General features: G+C 72.9%; 15 protein-coding genes. 8 read left to right on the top strand and 7 right to left on the bottom strand.

What is annotated here, in order from left to right:
- Window positions 1-10: 10 nt before the first annotated feature.
- Genes AB4880_RS03920 through AB4880_RS03930 form a run of 3 tightly spaced genes read right to left on the bottom strand, consistent with a single transcriptional unit; the run spans window position 11 to window position 2,378 of the window.
- Window positions 11-787 carry an amino acid ABC transporter ATP-binding protein gene (locus tag AB4880_RS03920; protein WP_367917894.1) on the bottom strand — a complete coding sequence of 259 codons (777 nt, stop codon included), beginning with the start codon at window positions 785-787 and terminating at the stop codon, window positions 11-13.
- A complete protein-coding gene (locus AB4880_RS03925) occupies window positions 784-1,593 on the bottom strand; it encodes an amino acid ABC transporter permease (protein WP_367917895.1) in 810 nt (269 codons plus the stop codon). Before AB4880_RS03925 ends, AB4880_RS03920 begins: the two co-directional genes overlap by 4 nt.
- Window positions 1,590-2,378 carry an ABC transporter substrate-binding protein gene (locus tag AB4880_RS03930; protein ID WP_367917896.1) on the bottom strand — a complete coding sequence of 263 codons (789 nt, stop codon included), beginning with the start codon at window positions 2,376-2,378 and terminating at the stop codon, window positions 1,590-1,592. The genes AB4880_RS03925 and AB4880_RS03930 overlap by 4 nt, the downstream gene beginning before the upstream one ends.
- Window positions 2,379-2,653: 275 nt before the next feature.
- On the opposite strand from AB4880_RS03930, the gene AB4880_RS03935 reads away from it, so the two are divergent.
- On the top strand, window positions 2,654-3,196 hold the full coding sequence (locus tag AB4880_RS03935) for a GNAT family N-acetyltransferase (protein WP_367917897.1): 543 nt from the start codon (window positions 2,654-2,656) through the stop codon (window positions 3,194-3,196).
- A 22-nt stretch (window positions 3,197-3,218) separates the two neighbouring features.
- On the opposite strand, the gene AB4880_RS03940 is transcribed toward AB4880_RS03935, so the two are convergent.
- On the bottom strand, window positions 3,219-3,665 hold the full coding sequence (locus AB4880_RS03940; protein ID WP_367917898.1) for a PaaI family thioesterase: 447 nt from the start codon (window positions 3,663-3,665) through the stop codon (window positions 3,219-3,221).
- A 63-nt stretch (window positions 3,666-3,728) separates the two neighbouring features.
- On the opposite strand from AB4880_RS03940, the gene polA reads away from it, so the two are divergent.
- Window positions 3,729-6,416 carry a DNA polymerase I gene (gene polA / locus AB4880_RS03945; protein ID WP_367917899.1) on the top strand — a complete coding sequence of 896 codons (2,688 nt, stop codon included), beginning with the start codon at window positions 3,729-3,731 and terminating at the stop codon, window positions 6,414-6,416.
- A gap of 807 nt (window positions 6,417-7,223) precedes the next feature.
- Here the strand turns inward: polA and AB4880_RS03950 are convergent.
- The gene (locus tag AB4880_RS03950) at window positions 7,224-8,480 is read right to left on the bottom strand and encodes a lipopolysaccharide biosynthesis protein (protein WP_367917900.1); all 1,257 of its coding nucleotides are present in this window, start codon (window positions 8,478-8,480) and stop codon (window positions 7,224-7,226) included.
- A gap of 93 nt (window positions 8,481-8,573) precedes the next feature.
- Here AB4880_RS03950 and AB4880_RS03955 point away from each other — a divergent pair, with 93 nt between their 5' ends.
- The 6 genes from AB4880_RS03955 to pgfA all read left to right on the top strand — a co-directional run bounded on the left by AB4880_RS03955 (window position 8,574) and on the right by pgfA (window position 17,589).
- Window positions 8,574-12,629: an alpha-(1->3)-arabinofuranosyltransferase domain-containing protein gene (locus AB4880_RS03955; RefSeq protein ID WP_367917901.1), complete on the top strand. Its 4,056-nt coding sequence runs from the start codon at window positions 8,574-8,576 to the stop codon at window positions 12,627-12,629.
- Entirely contained in the window at window positions 12,626-14,323 is a 1,698-nt protein-coding gene (locus tag AB4880_RS03960; protein ID WP_367917902.1) for an MmpA family trehalose lipid delivery protein, read from the top strand. Before AB4880_RS03955 ends, AB4880_RS03960 begins: the two co-directional genes overlap by 4 nt.
- 35 nt (window positions 14,324-14,358) lie before the next feature.
- Window positions 14,359-14,493: a hypothetical protein gene (locus AB4880_RS03965; RefSeq protein WP_367917903.1), complete on the top strand. Its 135-nt coding sequence runs from the start codon at window positions 14,359-14,361 to the stop codon at window positions 14,491-14,493.
- A 92-nt stretch (window positions 14,494-14,585) separates the two neighbouring features.
- Entirely contained in the window at window positions 14,586-15,380 is a 795-nt protein-coding gene (locus tag AB4880_RS03970; RefSeq protein ID WP_367917904.1) for a glycosyltransferase, read from the top strand.
- A complete protein-coding gene (locus tag AB4880_RS03975) occupies window positions 15,380-16,597 on the top strand; it encodes a glycosyltransferase family 4 protein (protein ID WP_367917905.1) in 1,218 nt (405 codons plus the stop codon). The genes AB4880_RS03970 and AB4880_RS03975 overlap by 1 nt, the downstream gene beginning before the upstream one ends.
- Window positions 16,598-16,611: 14 nt before the next feature.
- A complete protein-coding gene (pgfA, locus tag AB4880_RS03980; RefSeq protein WP_367917906.1) occupies window positions 16,612-17,589 on the top strand; it encodes a cell envelope lipid trafficking protein PgfA in 978 nt (325 codons plus the stop codon).
- Window positions 17,590-17,613: 24 nt separating this feature from the next.
- On the opposite strand, the gene AB4880_RS03985 is transcribed toward pgfA, so the two are convergent.
- Both AB4880_RS03985 and AB4880_RS03990 read right to left on the bottom strand, forming a co-directional pair.
- Window positions 17,614-18,648 (bottom strand): hypothetical protein, encoded by a 1,035-nt coding sequence (locus tag AB4880_RS03985; protein WP_367917907.1) that lies wholly within the window; start codon window positions 18,646-18,648, stop codon window positions 17,614-17,616.
- Window positions 18,645-19,343 (bottom strand): class I SAM-dependent methyltransferase, encoded by a 699-nt coding sequence (locus AB4880_RS03990; protein WP_367917908.1) that lies wholly within the window; start codon window positions 19,341-19,343, stop codon window positions 18,645-18,647. The genes AB4880_RS03985 and AB4880_RS03990 overlap by 4 nt, the downstream gene beginning before the upstream one ends.
- Between the last annotated feature and the right edge of the window lie 65 nt (window positions 19,344-19,408).

Consider the following 19,408-nt stretch of genomic DNA (forward strand, 5'->3'; position numbering starts at 1 on the left):
TACGGGCGGGTCAGAGCACCTTGGACAGGAACGCCTGGGTGCGCTGGTGCTGCGGGTTGGAGAGGACGTCGACGGGACGGCCCTCCTCGACCACGACGCCGCCGTCCATGAAGACGAGCTTGTCGCCGACCTCACGGGCGAAGCCCATCTCGTGGGTGACGACCATCATCGTCATGCCCTCCTGGGCGAGCTCCTTCATGACCGCGAGGACGTCGCCGACCAGCTCGGGGTCGAGGGCGCTGGTGGGCTCGTCGAAGAGCATCATGTCGGGCTTCATCGACAGCGCGCGGGCGATCGCCACGCGCTGCTGCTGCCCGCCGGAGAGGTGCGCCGGGTAGGCCGACTCCTTCTCCGAGAGCCCCACCTTGGCGAGGTTCTGGCGGGCGATCTCGACCGCCTCGTCCTTGCTGCGCTTGCGTACGTTGCGCTGGGCCAGGGTGAGGTTCTTCAGCACCGACAGGTGGGGGAACAGGTTGAACTGCTGGAACACCATGCCGATGCGCGAGCGGGTCGCGTCGAGGTCGGTCTCGGGGTCGCAGATGTCGACGCCCTCGATCAGGATCTCGCCGGACGTCGGCTCCTCGAGCCGGTTGACGCAGCGCAGCAGGGTCGACTTGCCCGAGCCCGACGGGCCGATCACGCAGACGACCTGGCCGGTGTCGACGAAGAAGTCGATGCCGGACAGCACCTCGTGGTGGCCGTAGGACTTGTGCAGGCCGCGGACGGCGATCGCCGGGATCGGCTCGCCGTGCGCGGTCGCGGGCTGGATGGTGGGCTGGGTGCTCATCGGGTCGCCTTCCTCTGCCGGCGCTCCTGCCAGGCCACGAGCTGGGTCAACGGGATCGTGATCACGAGGTAGATCAGCGCGGCCTGGATCAGGCTGGTGGCGGTGCCGGCGGACGCTCCCGAGGACAGGAAGTCCCGAGCGACGTTGGTGAGCTCGCGGTCGCCGACCGTGGCGCCGATGATCGACAGGAGCGCGGTGTCCTTGATCAGCAGCACGAACTCGTTGGTCAGCGGCGGGATCACCACCCGGAACGCCTGGGGGAGCACGATCTTGAACATCGTGGCCCCGCCGCTCATGCCGAGCGAGCGGGCGGCCTCGGTCTGGCCCTTCGGCACCGCCTGGATGCCGGCGCGCAGGGTCTCGGACATGTAGGCGCCCGCGACCATGATCAGTGCGATCAGGCCCGCGCCGACCAGGCCGCCCGGCGGCGTCCAGCCGAACGCGATCGGCAGGCCGGTGCCCATGAAGATGATCACGATCAGCGCCGGCAGCCCGCGGAAGAACTCGACGTACGCGGTCGAGATCCAACGCAGCGTCGCGATCGGCGACAGCCGCGCCAGTGCCAGGACGACGGCGAGCACCAGGCCGAGGATGAACGCGATCGCGGTGTACTTGACCGTGTTGACCGCGCCGATGGTGATCAGGTCGCCCCAGTTGCCGTCACTGCCGAGGCTGACGCCGCCCGGGTTCCAGAAGTTGTGGTGGATCTTGCCCCAGTCGGCGATCAGCGCGACGACGACGATGACGACGACGACGGCGAGGTTGATGCCCCAGATGTTCAGCCGGCGCCGCGTCGTGCGCTTCACTTCACCTCGAAGTACTTGTTGTACAGCGCGTCGTAGCTGCCGTCACTGTGCATCTTCTCCAGCGCCTTGTTGACGTCCTTGACGAGCTGCTCGTTGCCCTTCTTGATGGCCAGGCCGTACTGCTCGTTGGTGTTGTAGGTCTCGACGATCTTGTAGCCGCCGTCGGCGACGTGGTTGAGGTTGACCGGGAGATCCTGCAGCAGCGCCTGGACCTGTCCGGCCTTGATCGCCTGGTACATCTCGGCGTCGCTCGGGAAGGTGACGATGTCGGCGCCCTTGGCGTTCTGCTCGGTGTAGGTCTTGCCCGTGGTGCCCTGCTGGACGCCGACCTTGACGCCCTTGAGGTCGTTGATCGAGGCGATCTTGCTGTTGTCGGGGACCAGCAGCGACTGCTTGGAGTCGTAGTAGCCGTCGGAGAAGTCGAGGTTCTTCTTGCGGTCGTCGGTGATCGTCATCGCCGAGGCGACCAGGTCGCACTGGCCGGCGTTGAGCGCCTGGCCGCTCTGCAGGGCGTCGAAGGAGGAGTCCTGGATCTTGAGCTTGAGCTTCAGCTGCTTGGCGATGTCGGAGACGATGTCGACGTCGAAGCCCTTGAACCCGCTGGGGCTGGTCTTGTCGAAGTCCTCGAACGGCGGGTAGGGCACGTCGGAGCACACGGTGAGCGTGCCCTTGGAGATGACGTTCGCGCCGGTGGCGGTCTTGCCGCTGTCCGAGGAGCCGCACGCGCCGAAGGCGAGGACGGTGAGGGTGGACAGCGCGAGGGCGGTGATACGGGTGGTACGCATGGCGGCACTCTAGGCCTCTCCGACGGCCTGGAGCGAGGCTCTCGGGCCGCCAGCGAGGCACGAAAAGTTGTTTCGTGTCTCGTATACGAGAACATCGGATGACTTCGAGATGACGTGAGCGGTCCCCCTGTCGAGCGCCGGGGCGGGGGCGTAGTGTTGCGCCCCGGATCGCCCGCCGGGCGTTTCCGTGGGTGTGTCGTCTTGGGGTGAGGAGGCCGGGCCCGATGAGCCGCTATTCGTTGACCACACGCGTCGCCACGCGTGAGGACGCCGCTGTGCTGGCTGACCTCTGGAGCGACGCCGTACGACGGGCCGACCCGTCCGAGCAGGTCGCCGACCTCGAGCTCATCGTCAAGGGCGCCGCCGCCTCGCCCGAGCAGCGCGTCGTCGTCGTCGAGTACGACGGCCAGGTGGCCGGCGCGGTCTACCTGCGGATCGCCACGCTCTCGCCGATCAACCTCGAGCCGTGCGTGCAGTCGATCCACCCGCGCGTGTTCGACCAGTACCGCCGCCACGGCGTCGGCCGCGCCCTGATGGACGCCGCGGCCGCCTTCGCCGAGGAGCACGGCATCCTGCACGTAGTGACCGCCGTACCGCACGCCTCACGCGAGGCCAACCGGTTCATGGCGCGCCTCGGCCTGGCGCCGGTGGTCATGTACCGGGTCGCCCCGACCGCCGTCCTGCGCAGCCGGGTCTCGCCGGCGCGCCCGCAGCTCGGCGCCGAGAGCGGCGCCCGCAGCCGGGTGCTCGCCACCCGGCGCTCGCTGCGCCGGGCCCGGGCCGAGCGGCTCGCGCTGCCCGACCCCGAGCAGGCCTGACGCCCGCCTGACGCGGGCCCGCTCAGCCCTGCGGGCTGGGGTCGCGCTCGAGCAGGGCGCAGGTGATCCGGGAGGTGCACACGCGCCGTCCGGCCTCGTCGGTGATCGCGATCTCGTAGCTGGCCATGGTGCGGCCGCGGTGCAGCGGCGTCGCGACGCCGGTGACCTTGCCGGAGGTCGCCGAGCGGTGGTGGGTGGCGTTGATGTCGGTGCCGACGGCGAACCGGTCGGGCCCGGCGTTGATCGCGGCGGCCACCGAGCCGAGCGTCTCGGCGAGGACGACGGACGCGCCGCCGTGGAGCAGGCCGTAGGGCTGGGTGTTGCCCTCGACCGGCATCGTCGCGACCACGCGGTCGGGGGAGATCTCGACCAGCTCGATGCCCATCCGCTCGTTCAGCGCGCCCATGTTGGCGCGCAGGTAGGCGGCGATCTCGCCGGATTCGTCGGTGCTCGGCACGGGGCTCGTCATGGCTCGACGATAGCGACCACGGTGGCGTCGGAGAGTGTCGGTCCGGATCGGTAGAGTCGCCGGGTGACCGACACGAACCGTCCGCCGCGCCTCCTGCTCCTCGACGGCCACTCGCTGGCCTACCGTGCCTTCTTCGCGCTGCCGGTCGAGAACTTCTCGACCGCGACCGGGCAGAACACCAATGCGGTCTACGGCTTCACCTCGATGCTGGTCAACGTGCTCCGCGACGAGCAGCCGACCCACGTGGCGGTGGCCTTCGACGTGTCGCGGCAGACCTTCCGCACCGAGGAGTACTCCGAGTACAAGGCCAAGCGGAACAAGACGCCGGGCGAGTTCAGCAGCCAGCTGCCGCTCATCGAGCGGATGCTCGACAGCTTCTCGATCACGTACATCAAGCACCCCGGCTACGAGGCCGACGACATCATCGCCACCCTCGTCACCCAGGCGCTGGCCGACGAGACGAGCGGCCTCGAGGTGCTCATCCTCACCGGCGACCGCGACTCCATCCAGCTGGTGACCGATCGCTCCACCGTGCTCTACCCGATGCGCGGCGTGTCCGACCTGTCCCGCATGACGCCCGCCTTCGTCGAGGACAAGTACGGTGTCCCGCCGCACCGCTATCCCGAGCTCGCGGCGATCGTCGGCGAGCAGTCCGACAATCTGCCCGGCGTCCCCGGCGTGGGCGCCGGCTTCGCGGCGAAGTGGATCAACACCTACGACGGCCTCGACAACGTGATCGCGCAGGCCGACAAGATCACCGGCAAGAAGGGCGAGGCCTTCCGCGAGCATCTCGGCGACGTGATCCGCAACCGGCGGCTCAACGCGCTGGTCCGCGACCTCGACCTCGGCATCAAGGTCGACGACCTGGTGCTGACCGAGTGGGATCGCGCCTCCGCGCTCGAGCTGCTCGACGAGCTCGAGTTCCGCGGCGAGCTGCGCACCCGGATCATGGACGTCGTCGCGCCCAACGAGGACGCCCCGGTCGAGGCCGGCGTCGAGCTCGACGGCGCGACCCTGGCTCCCGACACGGTCGGCGCCTGGCTCGACGCGGTCGGCGCCGAGCAGATCGGCCTCAGCGTGCGCGGCACCTGGGGGAGTGGCACCGGCCGGGTGAACGGCCTGGCGCTGGCGCTCGCCGACGGCCGCGCGGCGTACGTCGACGTCGAGACGCTGACGCCGGCCGACGACGCCGCGGTGGCCGCCTGGCTCGCCGACGCGGCGCGGCCCAAGGTGCTGCACGACGCGAAGGGCCCGCTGCTCGCGCTGGCCGCCCAGGGCTGGGACCTCGCCGGCGTCGTCGAGGACACCGCCCTCGCCGCCTACCTGGTCGCCCCCGACCAGCGCTCCTACGACCTCGCCGACCTCAGCCTGCGCTACCTCCACCGTGAGCTGGCCCAGGCCGGCGACGACGACCAGGGCATGCTCTTCGACGAGGACGCCAATGTCGCCCGCAGCGCCATGGTCCAGGCCCGCGCCGCGCTGGACCTGTCCGCCGAGCTGGCGGGTGAGGTCGAGAAGGCCGGTGGCCGCAACCTGCTGACCGAGGTCGAGATGCCGCTCGTCGGCATCCTCGCCGGCATGGAGAAGACTGGCATCGCGGTCGACATCGAGCACCTCGAGGGCCTCGAGGCGCACTTCGGCGAGGAGGTCCGCGGCGAGGCGGAGGCGGCGTACGCCGTCATCGGCAAGGAGATCAACCTCGGCTCGCCCAAGCAGCTGCAGGTCGTGCTCTTCGACGAGCTCGGCATGCCCAAGACCAAGCGCACCAAGACCGGCTACACCACCGACGCCGACGCGCTGCAGGGGCTCTTCAAGCAGACCGAGCACCCGTTCCTGCTGCACCTGCTGCGCCACCGCGAGGTGATCCGGCTGCGGCAGACCATCGAGGGCCTGCTCAAGACGGTCCAGCCCGACGGCCGGATCCACACCACCTTCCACCAGACGATCGCCGCCACCGGTCGGCTCTCCAGCACCGAGCCGAACCTGCAGAACATCCCGGTCCGCACCGAGGAGGGGCGCCGGATCCGCGAGAGCTTCGTCGTCGGCAGCGGCTACGACTCGCTGCTCACCGCCGACTACAGCCAGATCGAGATGCGGATCATGGCCCACCTCTCGGAGGACGAGCTGCTCATCGAGGCGTTCCGCTCCGGCCGCGACTTCCACGCCGAGACCGCCTCGCGCGTCTTCGACGTCGCGCCCGACGAGGTCACGCCCGAGATGCGCGCCAAGATCAAGGCGATGAACTACGGCCTCGCCTACGGCCTGTCCGCCTTCGGCCTCTCGCAGCAGCTCGGCATCGACCCGGGTGAGGCGAGCGGGCTGATGAAGGAGTACTTCGAGACCTTCGGCGGCATCCGCGACTACCTCGCCGGCGTCGTCGACGAGGCGCGCCGGGCCGGCTTCACCGAGACGATCATGGGCCGCCGCCGCTACCTGCCCGACCTCACCAGCGACAACCGGATGCGCCGCGAGGCCGCTGAGCGGATGGCCCTCAACGCCCCGATCCAGGGCTCGGCCGCCGACCTCATCAAGGTCGCCATGCTCCGCACCGACGCCGCGCTGCGCGAGGCCGGGCTGGCGTCGCGGATGCTGCTGCAGGTGCACGACGAGCTCGTGTTCGAGGTCGCCGACGGGGAGCGCGAGCAGCTCGACGCGCTGGTGCGCGCGCAGATGGCCGGTGCGGCCGACCTGACCGTGCCGCTCGACGTCTCCGTCGGCACCGGGCGGTCGTGGCACGAGGCGGCGCACTAGGACTGCTGCCGGCTGCGGGGCCTTGCTCGCCGACCCGGCAGAAACTGGCTCTGCAAACGCGCCGACCCGGCACAAACTGGCTCTGCAAACGCGCCGACCCGGCAGAAACTGGCTCGCGCCGATGAGCTAGTTGGGGGATGGCGCGGCGGGCTGGTGTAACGGGGCTGGTGGGCGGCCGCGCTTAGCCGACGGGCTCCCGCCGTCAAGGATCCTCGCTTCGCTCGGCCCGCTGCGCGGCGGCCTTCGGCCGTCCTTGACTGCGGGTCCCGGCCGGTCGGCTGGCGACGCGGTCTGCCGGCACTCGCTGCGCTCGCGCCGCCGCTGACGCGGCCGCCGCTTCTTTGGTGGGTCGTGTGCCTGAGAACGTGTGTGGGCGGGTTGTCAGGCACACGACTCTGGCGGAGCTGGGTGTGGTGCGGGTTGGTGTCTACGGGGTTGGTGGGCGGCCGCGCTTAGCCGACCGGCTCCCGCCGTCAAGGATCCTCGCTGCGCTCGGCCCGCTTCGCGGCGGCCTTCGGCCGTCCTTGACTGCGGGGCCCGGCCGGTCGGCTGGCGGCTCGGTTGTCGGCACTCGCTGCGCTCGCGCCGCCGCTGACGCGGCCGCCCCTGGCTCGGTTCGCTCGCGCCGCCGCTGACGCGGCCGCCCCTTCCTGGCTCGCTTCGCTCGCCCGGTCGGCCCGCAGAGGGTGATCGGCGGGGATTGCGTGAACCTGGTTCATCGGATCCGCGCCGATGAGCGTTGTGGGCGGGTTGTGGCGCGGGGTGGTGCGGCGGGGTGGATCGTTCGTAGCTCGCCTGCTCGCCGCCCTACGCAGCAGGCGTGGACTCCGCGTCGGCCCGGTGGCGCAGCATCTGGAGTGCGATCAGTACGACGAGCACCGCGGTGTCGACGCACGCGACGGTGATGGCGAGGCTGGTGACCGACGAGGCGAGCGACCCGAGGCCGATCAGCGCGACGACGCCGAGCGCGACGAGGTACTTGGTGGCGACGCCGCGGCGGGCCAGGCCGGCGTAGACGAGGAGCTGCAGGACCGACAGCAGCGCGCCGAGGACGGCGAACAGCCAGAGCCGGTCCTGCACGCCGGCGTACTCCTTGCCGCCGATGAAGATCAGCGCCACGTCGGAGAGGAGGTACGTCGCGAGCACGCACGCCGAGCCGAGCGCGGTGAGGAAGCCCAGCCCCTTGAGGACGGCGGCGCGGCTCTCGCCGTCGGTCGACATCGACGGGAACAGGATCACCACGGCGAACTGGGGAAGGAAGAGCACGGCCTTGGTGACGATCAGGCCGCCGGCGTAGAGGCCGGCGTGGTGCTCGCCGAGGGTGCTGCGGGCGACGACGACGTCGAGGTTCGAGAGGGCGACGAAGGCGAGCAGGGCGAGCGAGCTGCCGATGGTCTCGTGCAGGACGTCGCGCCGGATCTCCGACTCACTGACGGTCGACGGGTGCCGCTCGTGGCGGCCGAGCGCCCACGCGCCGACGGCCACGGGCACCCACGACGACACCAGGACGGCGAGCATCGCGCTGGTCTCGGTGGGCGAGGCGACGAGGAAGACGGCGCCGATCAGCACGCGCGGCGCGCCGACGGCGATGTAGACCAGGCTCAGCGGCAGCCAGCGCCGCTCGCCCTGCAGGACGCCGGCCTGGGCGCCCATGACGGTCGTGGGGACGACCGACAGCGCCAGCAGGACGGCGGGCAGCGGCCCGTCGAGGTGCAGCAGCTTCCATGCGAGCGGCGAGGCGATGACGGCGAGGACGCCGACCACGCCCGCGGCGCGCCACGAGGTCTTCAGCACCGCGGCCTCGATGACCGCGACATGCTCGGGGTCGGCGGAGATCCGCCGCGCACAGGTGGCCTGCAGCCCGAGCTGGACCACCGACAGCACCATGAGCAGGGCCATCATGCCGGCGACGGCGCCGTACTCCGGCGGGCCGAGGAGGCGTGCGGAGATGATCTGGAAGGCGTAGGTGCCGACGTTCATCACGGCGATCGCGATCGCGATGCCGGCGCTCGAGCGCAGCAGGCGGCCCAGGCGCGACTCGGCAATGCGGGCGGTCGTCGTCACCAGAGCAGGTTAGGGGGTGGGCCGAGGGTTCCGGGAAGTCGACCCGACTCCGCATAGGGTGAGGCCCGCCACGAGGCGGAGAGGGAGGCGGGCATGCAGGGGACCGACGAGCGACGCTGTCGCGCGCTCCTGGTGACCGTGTACGCCGCGCTGGCGCTCCTCGTCGTCGTCGAGAAGTGGGGCGAGACCACCAACGACACCCGGCTCGAGCTCACCGAGACCCCCGGGCGCTATCTCGCCGGGACCTTCCACCTGTGGAACCCCGGCGTGTCGCTCGGCGAGCTGCAGAACCAGGCCTACGGCTACCTCTTCCCGCAGGGCCCCTTCTACGCGCTGCTCCACGCGGCGCACGTGCCCGGCTGGCTGTCCGAGCGGCTGTGGTCGGTGCTGGTCCTGATCGTCGCCTGCGAGGGCGTACGACGGCTCGCCCGCGCGCTGGCCATCGGCCCGTGGGGCGCGGCGGTGGCCGGCCTGGCCTACGGACTGGTGCCGCGGGCGGTGACCGAGCTCGGCGTCCGCAGTGCGGAGATCCTGCCGGGCGCGGTGCTGCCGTGGGCGCTGCTGCCCATCGTGCTGGCCTGGCAGCGCCGGATGCCCCCGCGCCATGCGGCGGTCCTCTCGGCCGCCGCGTTCGCCTGCGGGGGAGGCGTCAACGGCACCGCCACCGCCGCACCGGCAGCGCTGCTGGCGATCGTCGTCGTCTGGTCGGTGTGGCAGCACCGGCTGTCGTGGCGCTTCGGCCTCGGCTGGTTCGCGCTGATCGGAGCGGTGAGCGCGTGGTGGGCGATCGCGCTGCTGCGGCTGGGCGCCTACAGCCCGCCCTTCTACGACTTCGTCGAGGACGCCCGTACGACGACCGGCACCTCCGGCTTCGCCGCGACCCTGCGCGGCGCGAGCAACTGGGTCGGCTACCTGACGGTCGGGGGCCAGCGGTGGTGGCCGGCCGGCTACGACCTCGCCTACGAGCCGTGGCTGGTGTTCGGCACCGGCCTGCTCGCCGTGCTCGGCGTGATCGGCCTGCTCCGGCTGCGCGGCCCGCTGCGGACGCCGCTGCTGCTCGCAGCCGCCTTCGGCATCGCCTGTCAGGTGATCGCCCACACCGGCCCGCTCGACAGCCCGATCGGCCAGTGGCTGCAGGACCTCCTCGACGGGCCCCTCGCGCCGCTGCGCAACGTCCCCAAGGCCGATCCGGTGCTGCGGGTCCCGCTGTGCGTGGGCGTCGGCGTGCTCGTCGACGACGCGGTGCGCGCCCTCGCGCGACCCCGCGGCCTGCCCAGCGACCCGGCCCGGCGCCTGCCCCGGGACCTGCCCCGACGGGTGGCCGCCGCCGGTGTGGTCGTCGCGCTGCTGGGCGGTCTCGTCGCCGCGGCGCAGCCGATCGCCGCGGCCGACACCCGTACGCCGGGCTGGGACCGGATCCCGTCGTACTGGACCGATGCGGCGCGCTACCTGCGCGACCACGACGCCGGCACCACGTGGGTGATCCCTGGCTCCGGCTTCGGCATCCAGCAGTGGGGCTGGACCATGGAGGAGCCCTTCGAGGCGGTCGCCGAGAGCCCGTGGGTCACCCGCTCGCAGGTGCCGCTGACGCCGCCGGAGACGATCCGCGTGCTGTCGGCGCTGGAGTCCTTCCTCGAGACCGGCTCGGGATCGCCGTACCTGCGCAACATGCTCGACCGGATGGGCATCGACCACGTCCTGGTCCGTCACGACCTCGAGCCGCAGGTCTCCCAGGTCACCTCCGGCAGCCTGGTCGGCGTCGCGCTGGCCCGCTCGCCCGGGCTCGACCGGGTCGGGACCTTCGGCAAGCTCACCTTCGGCCCGGCGATCGAGGTCTACGAGGTGCAGCGGTCCGTCGGCACCGAGACCGACACGGGCGGCTACGACCTCCGCGACGTGGACGACGCCGTCACCGTGGCCGGATCCGTCGAGGCTGCGGTGGCCGCGGTCGGCTCCGGGCTGGTGGGCCCGGCGCAGCCGATCGTGCTCGCGGGCGCGGCCGGCTGGGACCGGAAGGCGCTCGTAGTCGGCGACGAGTACCGCCTGCGCGAGCGGGCGTTCGGCCGCATCCACGACGCCGAGAGCAACGTGATGGCGCCGGGCGAGCGCTACCGCGCCGGTCGGGTGCTGCCCAACTATCCCGGCGCGCCGGGGGCGAAGCCCGTCGTCGCCCGGTACGGCGGCGGCGTGGCCGGCATCGAAGCGTCCAGCTCGCGCGGCTGGGCGAGCACGCTCGGGCCGGTGCAGCCGGAGAATGCGCCGTGGTCGGCGCTCGACGGCTCCGAGGCGACGTACTGGCAGCCGATGCCGCTGCAGGACCCGCGCGGCCAGTGGCTGGAGGTCCGCCTCGACGGCACCCGCCCGATCGGCCGGGTGACCCTGCAGGAGCCGACGGCCGAGCTCGGCCTCGACCACGTCGGCCGCTGGCGGGTCACCGCCGGACGCGAGAGCCGTGTGGTGACGACCGATCCGTTCACCGGCCGGGGGAGCGTCGACCTCGGCGTCCGCGCCGACCGGATCCGCGTCGAGGTCCTCGCCGCGCCGACCCGCGACTCGGCGGTGGGCTTGGCCGAGCTGACGATCGACGGCATCCACCCGACCCGCACCCTGGTGCTGCCGACGACCGCGACCGACGGGTCGCCCGACCTGCTCTTCGACGCGCAGCCGGCGCTGCGCGCCTGCGTGACGACGCTGCTCGGGCCCGACTGCGACCGCAACCGGCGCCGCGCGTCCGAGGAGGAGACCGGCATCGACCGCACCTTCCGCCTCGACGCGGCGGGCTCGTGGAGGCTGCGCGGACTCGTCATCGCGCGCAGCCGCCCCGGCACGCTCGAGCTGGTGCAGCCGCAGCACGGCGTCCGGATGACCGGCTCGTCGTGGTTCGCCCAGGACCCGACCGTCTCCCCACGCATGGCCTACGACGGCGACCCGGCCACGTCGTGGATCGCCGACCCGCGCGATCCCGAGCCGACGCTGACCGTCGACCTCGGCCGCGAGCGGACCCTGCGCCGGCTCAGCGTGACCGCCCCGGCCGGCGCCGCGACGCTGCCCGACCACGCGGTGATCCGTGCCGAGACCGGTGCCGGCGCCGCCCAGGTCCGCGACGCCGACCTGCGCGGCTACGGCGGCTTCGCGCCGCTGCGCGCCCGCCGGATCACCATCACCTTCAGCCGGTCGACGCCGACCACCGGACAGCCGCTGGGCATCGGCGACCTGTCGCTGGGCGGCGCGCGGGTCGCCGTACCGATCGACGGGGCGGCGCCGACCGGCTCGGTCTGCGGCTACGGCCCCGAGCTCGAGATCGACGGCCGCCCGGTGAAGACGCGGGTCGAGGGACTGACGGGCGACGTGGTCGCCGGCGGCCGGCTGGCCGTCGTCCCGTGCGGCGAGCGGCGGCTCGACCTGGCCGCGGGGGAGCACCACGTCGAGCTGCGCTCGACCGAGCAGTTCCAGCCGGTGGGGCTCACGCTCACCGCCACCCACGGCGGTACGGCGGCCCTGCCGCAGGCCGAGCGCTCCCGCGACCTGCGGCTACTCTCGTCCGACGACGCGCGCGTGCGGCTGCGGGTCGGACCCGGTGAGGACGCGATCCTCTCCGCGCCCCACAACGTCAACGCCGGGTGGGTCGCCACGCTCGACGGGCACCGGCTGAGGCGGATCACCGTCGACGGCTGGGCGCAGGGATGGGTCGTCCCGGCCGGGCTGTCGGGCGACGTCCAGCTCACCTTCGCGCCGCAACGCAGCTATCTGGTCGGGTTGATCGGGGGACTGTTGGTGCTCGGCGCGGTGCTGCTGTGCGCGCTGACGCTCCTGGTCCGCCGCCGCAGGCCGGACTCCCCGGTGACGGCGGAGCCCACGCCCCGACGTCGCCTGCCGCTCGCGGCCGAGGTCGTGATCGCCGGGGTCGCCGGCCTGCTGATCGGCGGTTCGGTCGCGGCGCCCGCGGCCGTGGCGGGCGTGCTGCTGGCCCGTCGGCCGCGGCTGGTCCAGGCGATCGTCGGCGTCACCCTGCTCGGCGCGCTGGTGGCGCTCGTCGTCCTGCTCGAGCACACCGTGCAGCGGCCGCCCGCGGCGGTCGACCTGGTCACCGGCGCCGCGCTGGCCCTCGGTCTGGCCGCGGCCCTGACCCACCGGCCGGAGCGGCCGTGAGGCGACCCGGCCCCGACCTGCTCGTGACCTTGGGCGTGACCCTGGTGATCCTCGGGCCGCTGCTGCTCGGCGGCGGCTTCTGGCTGGTCGGCGACATGGTCTTCGTGCCCCACCAGCCCTGGAAGTCCGCCTGGCTGGGCCTCGACGGCTCACTGCCGCGCGCGGTCCCGATGGACGCGCTGATCTCGCTGGTCACCCAGGTCGTCCCCGGCAGCATCGTGCAGCGGCTGCTGCTCTTCGGCGGCCTGCTCGCCGGCGGGCTCGGCATCGCTCGGCTCGTCACCCGGCTGCGGCCGGAGCTGCCCTGGTACGCCCGCGCGGCCGCGATCACGCTCTGCTGCTGGAATCCGTGGGTCTACGAGCGGCTGCTGATCGGGCAGTGGGCGATCCTGCTCGGCTATCTCCTGCTGCCGTGGGTCGCGCTCGCCGCGCTGCGGCTCCGCGCCGACCGCCGGGACTGGGGGCCGGCGGCCGTCGTGCTGGTCGCGTCGTCTGTGTGCAGCCCCTCGAGCGGCGTGATGGCGGTCGGCGTCCTCGCCGTGCTCGCGCTCGGTCGCGACGCGGTGCGGTGGCTGCAGGTCGCCGTCCTGGCGCTCGGCGCCAACCTCACCTGGCTGGTGCCCGCGCTCACCGCCGACGCCGTCCACGTCAGCGTCGACGGGGTGTTCGCGGGCTTCGCGGCGCGCGCCGAGTCCACAGCCGGTACGGCAGCCAGCGTGCTCTCCCTCGGCGGCATCTGGAAGACCTCGATCCTGCCGGCCGAGCGCACCAGCGCCCTGCTGGTCCTGCTGTCCTGCGTGCTCAGCGGCGTCGCACTCGCCGGCCTGCGGCGTGTCTCCGACGGCGGTCGCTGGCTGCTGCTCGGCGCGATCTCCGTGGCGCTCGCGCTGCTGCCCGTCGTCCCCGGGGGAGCGGACCTGCTGCAGACCATCGGCGACCACGTCCCCGGGCTGGCGCTGCTGCGCGACTCCCACCGCTTCCTCGCGCCCTTCGGCCTGGTGCTCGCGGTCGGTGCGGCATCGGCGGTGGCCGAGATCCGCGCACAGGTGCGGCCGGGCAGGCAGGCGCTGTGGAGCGCGGTCGCACTGGTCGTCGTCGCCCCGCTCATGCTGCTGCCCAGCCTGGCGTGGGGCGCGCTCGGCGAGCTGCAGCGCTCGTCGTACCCGCAGGCGTGGGACGAGGTCGCCGACCGGATCGGCGCCCACGACACGACCGTCGTGCTGCCCTGGGCGGGCCTCTACCGCGGCTTCGACTGGAACCACCGCCGGGCCGTGCTCGACCCGGCGCCGCGCTCGCTGCCCGGCACCGTGCTCATCGACGACCGGGTGCTGCTGCGCGACGTGATCGTGCCGCCCGAGGACCCGCGCGTCGTCGCCGTCGCGGCCGCGCTGGCCGCGCCCGATCCGGGCGCCCGGCTGCGGGCTCTGGGCGTGCGCTGGGTGCTCGTCGAGCAGGGCATGGCCGACGTCGTCGTACCGGTCGGAGCGGTCGTCTACGACGGCGGGGGACTCACCCTCGTCGACCTCGCCGCGAACGGGCCGGTAGACCGGGCGCACCAGGAAGCGGGCCCCGAGCGGCAGTTACTTGTGTCGATCGGTCATTCTTCAGCGATTCTTTTGCTTTTGCTCGGTGCCGCATGGATACTCCGGTCTGGAAGTAACGAGCATCACAATCATGAAAGTCATGGGGAGTGAATGCTCTGTGCCGGTCTTTGGGAGGGGACCTGCGCATGAACACCTTGATTGCCATCGCCGTCGGGGCATTGACCTCGACCGTCGTGCTGGTCGCCGGCGTCAACGTCGCGCAGAACAATGACGCCAAGCCCGTCAGCAACGAGAAGCTCTACAGCTACGCCGATCAGTAGGACCTTCACCGCGCCCTGACTCGGGTCGCGCGCGGTTCCGTCATACGTCCCTTGGGAGGGGGACGTCTGAGCAGACGGCTTGGGAGGGTCCGATGCTGCAGATCGTGATTCCGGCGTACAACGAAGAACGCCGGCTGCCGCGCACCCTGCGCGAGCTGCGTCGCCATGTGGCGGCGCACCGCGGGGTGCTCGGCCGGGTGGAGGTGCTCGTCGTCGACAACGCGAGCACCGACCGCACCGCGGAGGTGGCCCGTGCGGCCGACTCCACCGCACTGCCCGTCCGGGTGGTGCGGTGCGTACGCCGTGGCAAGGGCGCCGCGGTCCGGGCGGGCCTGCTCGCCACCGACGCCGACCTGGTGTGCTTCATGGACGCCGACGGCGCGACCGGGCTCGACGCGATCGAGGAGGCCTGGCGGCGGATGCTGCTCGGCTCCGACGTTGTGATCGGCTCGCGCGCGGTCGCGGGCAGCCTGACCGAGGCGCGGCACTGCCGCACCCGCTCGGCCGGCGCCGCGGCGTACCGGCGGCTCGCCGGACGGCTGGTGCCCGGCGTCGCCGACACCCAGTGCGGGTTCAAGTTCTTCCGCGGCGACGTGGCCCGGCGGGCCGCCCGCCGGCTGCGGACGGCCGGCTTCTCGTTCGACGTCGAGCTGCTCGTGCTGCTGCGTGCGGCCGGAGCGGTCGTCGAGGAGATCCCGGTGACCTGGACCGACGTGCCCGGGTCGACCTTCGTCCCCGCGCGCCACGGCGCCGGGGCGTTCGCCGAGCTCGCGCGCATCGCCTGGCGCTGCCGCGGGCTGGCGCCCGAGCCCGGCAGGGTGGCGGGCGGCACGCGGTCCCCCATGCCGCTGCCGGCTCCCGCCGCCCTGCCGGCAGGGAGTGTGTGATGAGCGCCGCGGAGGCCCTCGCGGGCAAGCGCGTCGTCATCGTCAACTGGCGCGACCGCGACCACTCGCTCGCCGGTGGCGCGGAGATCTACGCCTGGCAGTACGCCCGGGCGCTGCACGAGGCGGGCGCCGACGTCCGCTTCGTGACCGCGCGCGACGCGGGACAGTCGGCGCGCGAGACCCGCGACGGGATCGCCGTACGGCGGGGCGGGGGCGCGCTGACGTTCTACCTCTTCGCGCTTGGCTGGCTGCTCCGGCACCGGCGTCGCATCGACGCGGTGATCGACCCGGCCGGCGGGCTGCCGTCGTTCTCGCCGCTCGTCCTGCGGCGCGGCACCCCGGCGCTGCTGATCGTGCACCACGTGCACCAGGCGCAGTTCGGCGCGCACTTCCCGGCGCCGGTCGCCGCCTTCGGGCGCTGGCTGGAGCGGGTCGCGATGGGCCGGGTCTACCGCCACCACGTCACCGCCGCGGTCTCCTGCTCGACGCGCGAGGAGATGCGCCGCCAGCTCGGCTGGACCGGCGACATCCGGATCCTCGAGAACGGCGCCGCCGTCCCGGCCCCCGAGGCGCTCGACGCCGCGGCCAAGGACCCCGACCGGATCGTCGTCCTGGGCCGCCTGGTCACCCACAAGCGGGTCGACCTGGTCGTCGAGGCCATCGACCGGGTGCGCACCCGCAGCACGCTCGCGGGCCGCGACCTCCGGGTCGACGTCATCGGCAAGGGACCCGAGCACGACGCCCTCGTCGCGCTGGTCGCCGAGCGCGGCCTCGCCGACCGGGTCGTCTTCCACGGCTTCGTCGCCGACGAGGTCAAGGACGCCCTGCTGGCGCGGGCCTCCGTCCACGTCTGCGCCTCCGACGCCGAGGGCTGGGGCCAGGCCGTCATCGACGCCGCCGCCTGGGGCGTGCCGACCGTGGCGCGCGACGTGCCCGGCCTGCGCGACTCGATCCGGTCCGGTGAGACCGGCTGGCTGGTGCCCGACGGCGCCGCGCCCGACGTCGTACGACGGCTCGCGGACGCGCTCGAGGACGCCCTCGTCGCGGCCGCCGACCCCGCCACCCGCCAGCTCCGTGCCGAGGCGTGCAGCGCCTGGGCGCACAAGTTCGACTGGTCGCAGATGCGCCGCAACGCCTGTGACCTGACCGCTTCGCTCCTCGGGTCTGCCGACGCGCAGCCCGACCGTCACCCACGCGACGCTCGCGTGGCCGTCTGAGAGGTATCTCCGCCATGCGCAGCAAGCTCGCCCACGTGTCCGTGGGACTCGGTGTCTTCCTGATCGTCGCCGCGGCACTCGTCCGCTTCTACGCCTACCCGTCGCTGGCCACCGTGCCGGCCGACTACGAGGGCGTGACCAAGCTCGAGGCCAAGGGCGCCCAGATCTTCAACAGCGACCCGGAGGTCCTCGCGCCGGAGACCAGCGACCTCGACATCTCCTCGCGCACCATCGCCGACAGCGGCGCCAAGGCGCCCGACGGCGACGTGGTGTGGGTGAACTCCACGACGGTCAAGCGCGCCGACGGCTCGATCTTCCAACAGTCGCGCGAGCGGGCGCCGTTCGACGCCAAGTCCGGCGCGGCCGTCGACTGCAAGGCCTGCGACTCCTGGACCGAGGTCGCCGCCGGCGACCGCGAGCCGGTCACCCGCCACGGGCAGGTCTACAAGTTCCCCTTCGGCACGCAGAAGCACGGCTACCCGGTGTGGGACGACGCGCTGGGCAAGGCCACGACGGCGAAGTTCGCCGGCGAGGAGAAGCTCGACGGCCTCACCGTCTACAAGTTCGTGCAGACCATCCCCGACACGATGATCGAGACCCGTGAGGTCCCCGGCTCCGTCTTCGGCTCGAAGGAGGCGTCGGTCCAGGCCGAGATGTGGTACCAGATGACCCGCACCTTCTGGGTCGAGCCGCAGTCGGGCTCGCCGGTCAACCGCGTCGAGAACCGCGTGCAGGAGCTGCGCTACGACGGCGTGAGCGTTCCCGCCTTCACCGGCACCGTGCAGTACACCAAGGCCCAGGTCGCCGACCTGGTCAGCGACGGCAAGTCCAACGCCACGATGCTCAAGGGCCTCCAGCTGACCTGGCCGCTGATCATGCTGGTCGTCGGCGCGCTGCTGCTCGGCCTCGGCGTGGTGCTGAGCCGCTCGGCGCACGACGGTGTCGGCAACGGCGCACAGAAGAAGAAGGACCGGGCGCTGGCGGGGGTCTGACCGCCCCGCCTCCCAAGGCTCCTCTCAGGGACGCATGCGTCCCGTTTCCACGAGGAGGGAGATGACGGCCTCGAGCAACTGCTCGAGGCCGTCGTCATTCCACGACGACGCCCGCGCGCGCAGGGTCAGCACGGTCCGGCCGTCGTGGCTGTCGTGGCCGACGGCGCCGAGCGAGAGTCCGGTGCCGCCGGCGGTGACGGGGTGGAACGCCAGCCGCTCCACGGCCGGTGCGGTGACGTCGCCCAGGTGCGAGACCAGCATCGTCGAGCCGAGGCGCGGTCCGAGGACGCGCAGGCCGGCGGTGGTGAGCCGGTCGAGGACGGGCGTCCAGGGCCGTCGGCGCGCGGCGACCGGGGGCGTCTGGACCGGCGCGGCCTTGAGCGCGGCGGCGACACCGGCGCGGTCGAGGCGCTCGACGTCGCGCAGGCGCAGCAGGACGCTGCGGTCGCGGACCGGCGCCTCGGGCTGCTGGTCGCGTGCGGCGCCGATGGCGATGGCGACGTGGCGTGCGGTGCGGCCCCGCGCCTCCTCATGCTGTACGACGGCCTGCGCGGCCGCATGCACCAGGTCGGCCGTGCGGTGGCTGCCGGGGATCTCCGCCGACACCAGCACGTCGCCGTGGTCGGCGACCGGCCGGACCGGGGGAGTGACGCCCGAGGGCGGGCGGAAGGCGACCTCGCCGAGACGCTGGGCGACGGTCCGCGCGAGACCGCCGGTCGACGTCCGCTCGCCGACGCCGCGGGCCGACGAGGTCACCGGGCCGAGGCCGAGGCGGTCGAGCAGGGCGAGCAGGCCGAGGCCGTCGACCGCGCTGTGGTGGGCCGAGAGGACGACGTCAGCCCCGTCGACGCCGACCAGCAGCGGCGGGCCGGAGTCGCCGAGGAGGTCGCGCGCCGCGGCGGCGACGGGCGCGGCGTACGGCCAGCCCTGCGCCTCGCACAGCTGCCGCAGCGGCGCCGCCAGGTCATCGGGTGACGAGGGGACGGGCAGCGTCGCGGTGAGCAGGATCCGCCAGCCGATGCGCGGATCGGCCACCCAGACCGGGGTCTCGTCGGTCATGGCTTGTGCGCCACCAGGACCAGGCTGACGCCGCGGCGGCGCTTCAGCGGGAGCACCCGCTCCAGGCCGACGGCCGCGCGCAGGCCCGCGTTGAGGACGGGGTTCACCGCCTCCATCTCGCTCTCCGGCGCGTCCTTCTTGCGCCGCCGCAGCCGCACGACCGGGCGCAGCAGCACGTTCCACGACCAGACGTCGTCGACGACCAGGCCCGCCTCCGCCACCAGTGCGGTGAGCTGGTTGCGCTCGTAGCGTCGTACGTGGCCGAGGGCGACGTCGTGGCCGCTCCACAGGTCCATCCCGGCGGGGACGGCGACGAGCAGCCTGCCGCCCGGCTTGAGGACGCGGAAGCTCTCCCGGGCCACCGCGACGTCGTCGTCGATGTGCTCCCACGCGTCGGTCGACATCACCAGGTCGACGGACGCGTCGGCCACCGGCAGCCGCCGCCCGTCGCCGCGGACGACGGGGATCCCGCGCGAGGACGCGATCTCGGCGCCCGTGTCGGTGTACTCGACGCCGACCGCCTGCCAGCCCAGCTGCCGCAGGACCGCGGTGTTGCCGCCCATCCCGCAGCCGACGTCGATCGCGCGGCCGGCCGCCCACGGCCGGACGGTACGGCGGACCAGCGCGCGGCGCGCGGCGTACCACCAGTGCCGCCGCTCGAGTGCTGCCGACTTGGCGATCTCCTCCGCGTCCACGCGCAGGAGCCTAGATGCACACAACGTCATCCGTTCCGTGGGCTCTCGCCCACAGAACGAATGAC

The organism is Nocardioides ginsengisoli (assembly GCF_039537225.1).
In the GTDB taxonomy this organism is placed as follows: domain Bacteria; phylum Actinomycetota; class Actinomycetes; order Propionibacteriales; family Nocardioidaceae; genus Nocardioides; species Nocardioides ginsengisoli.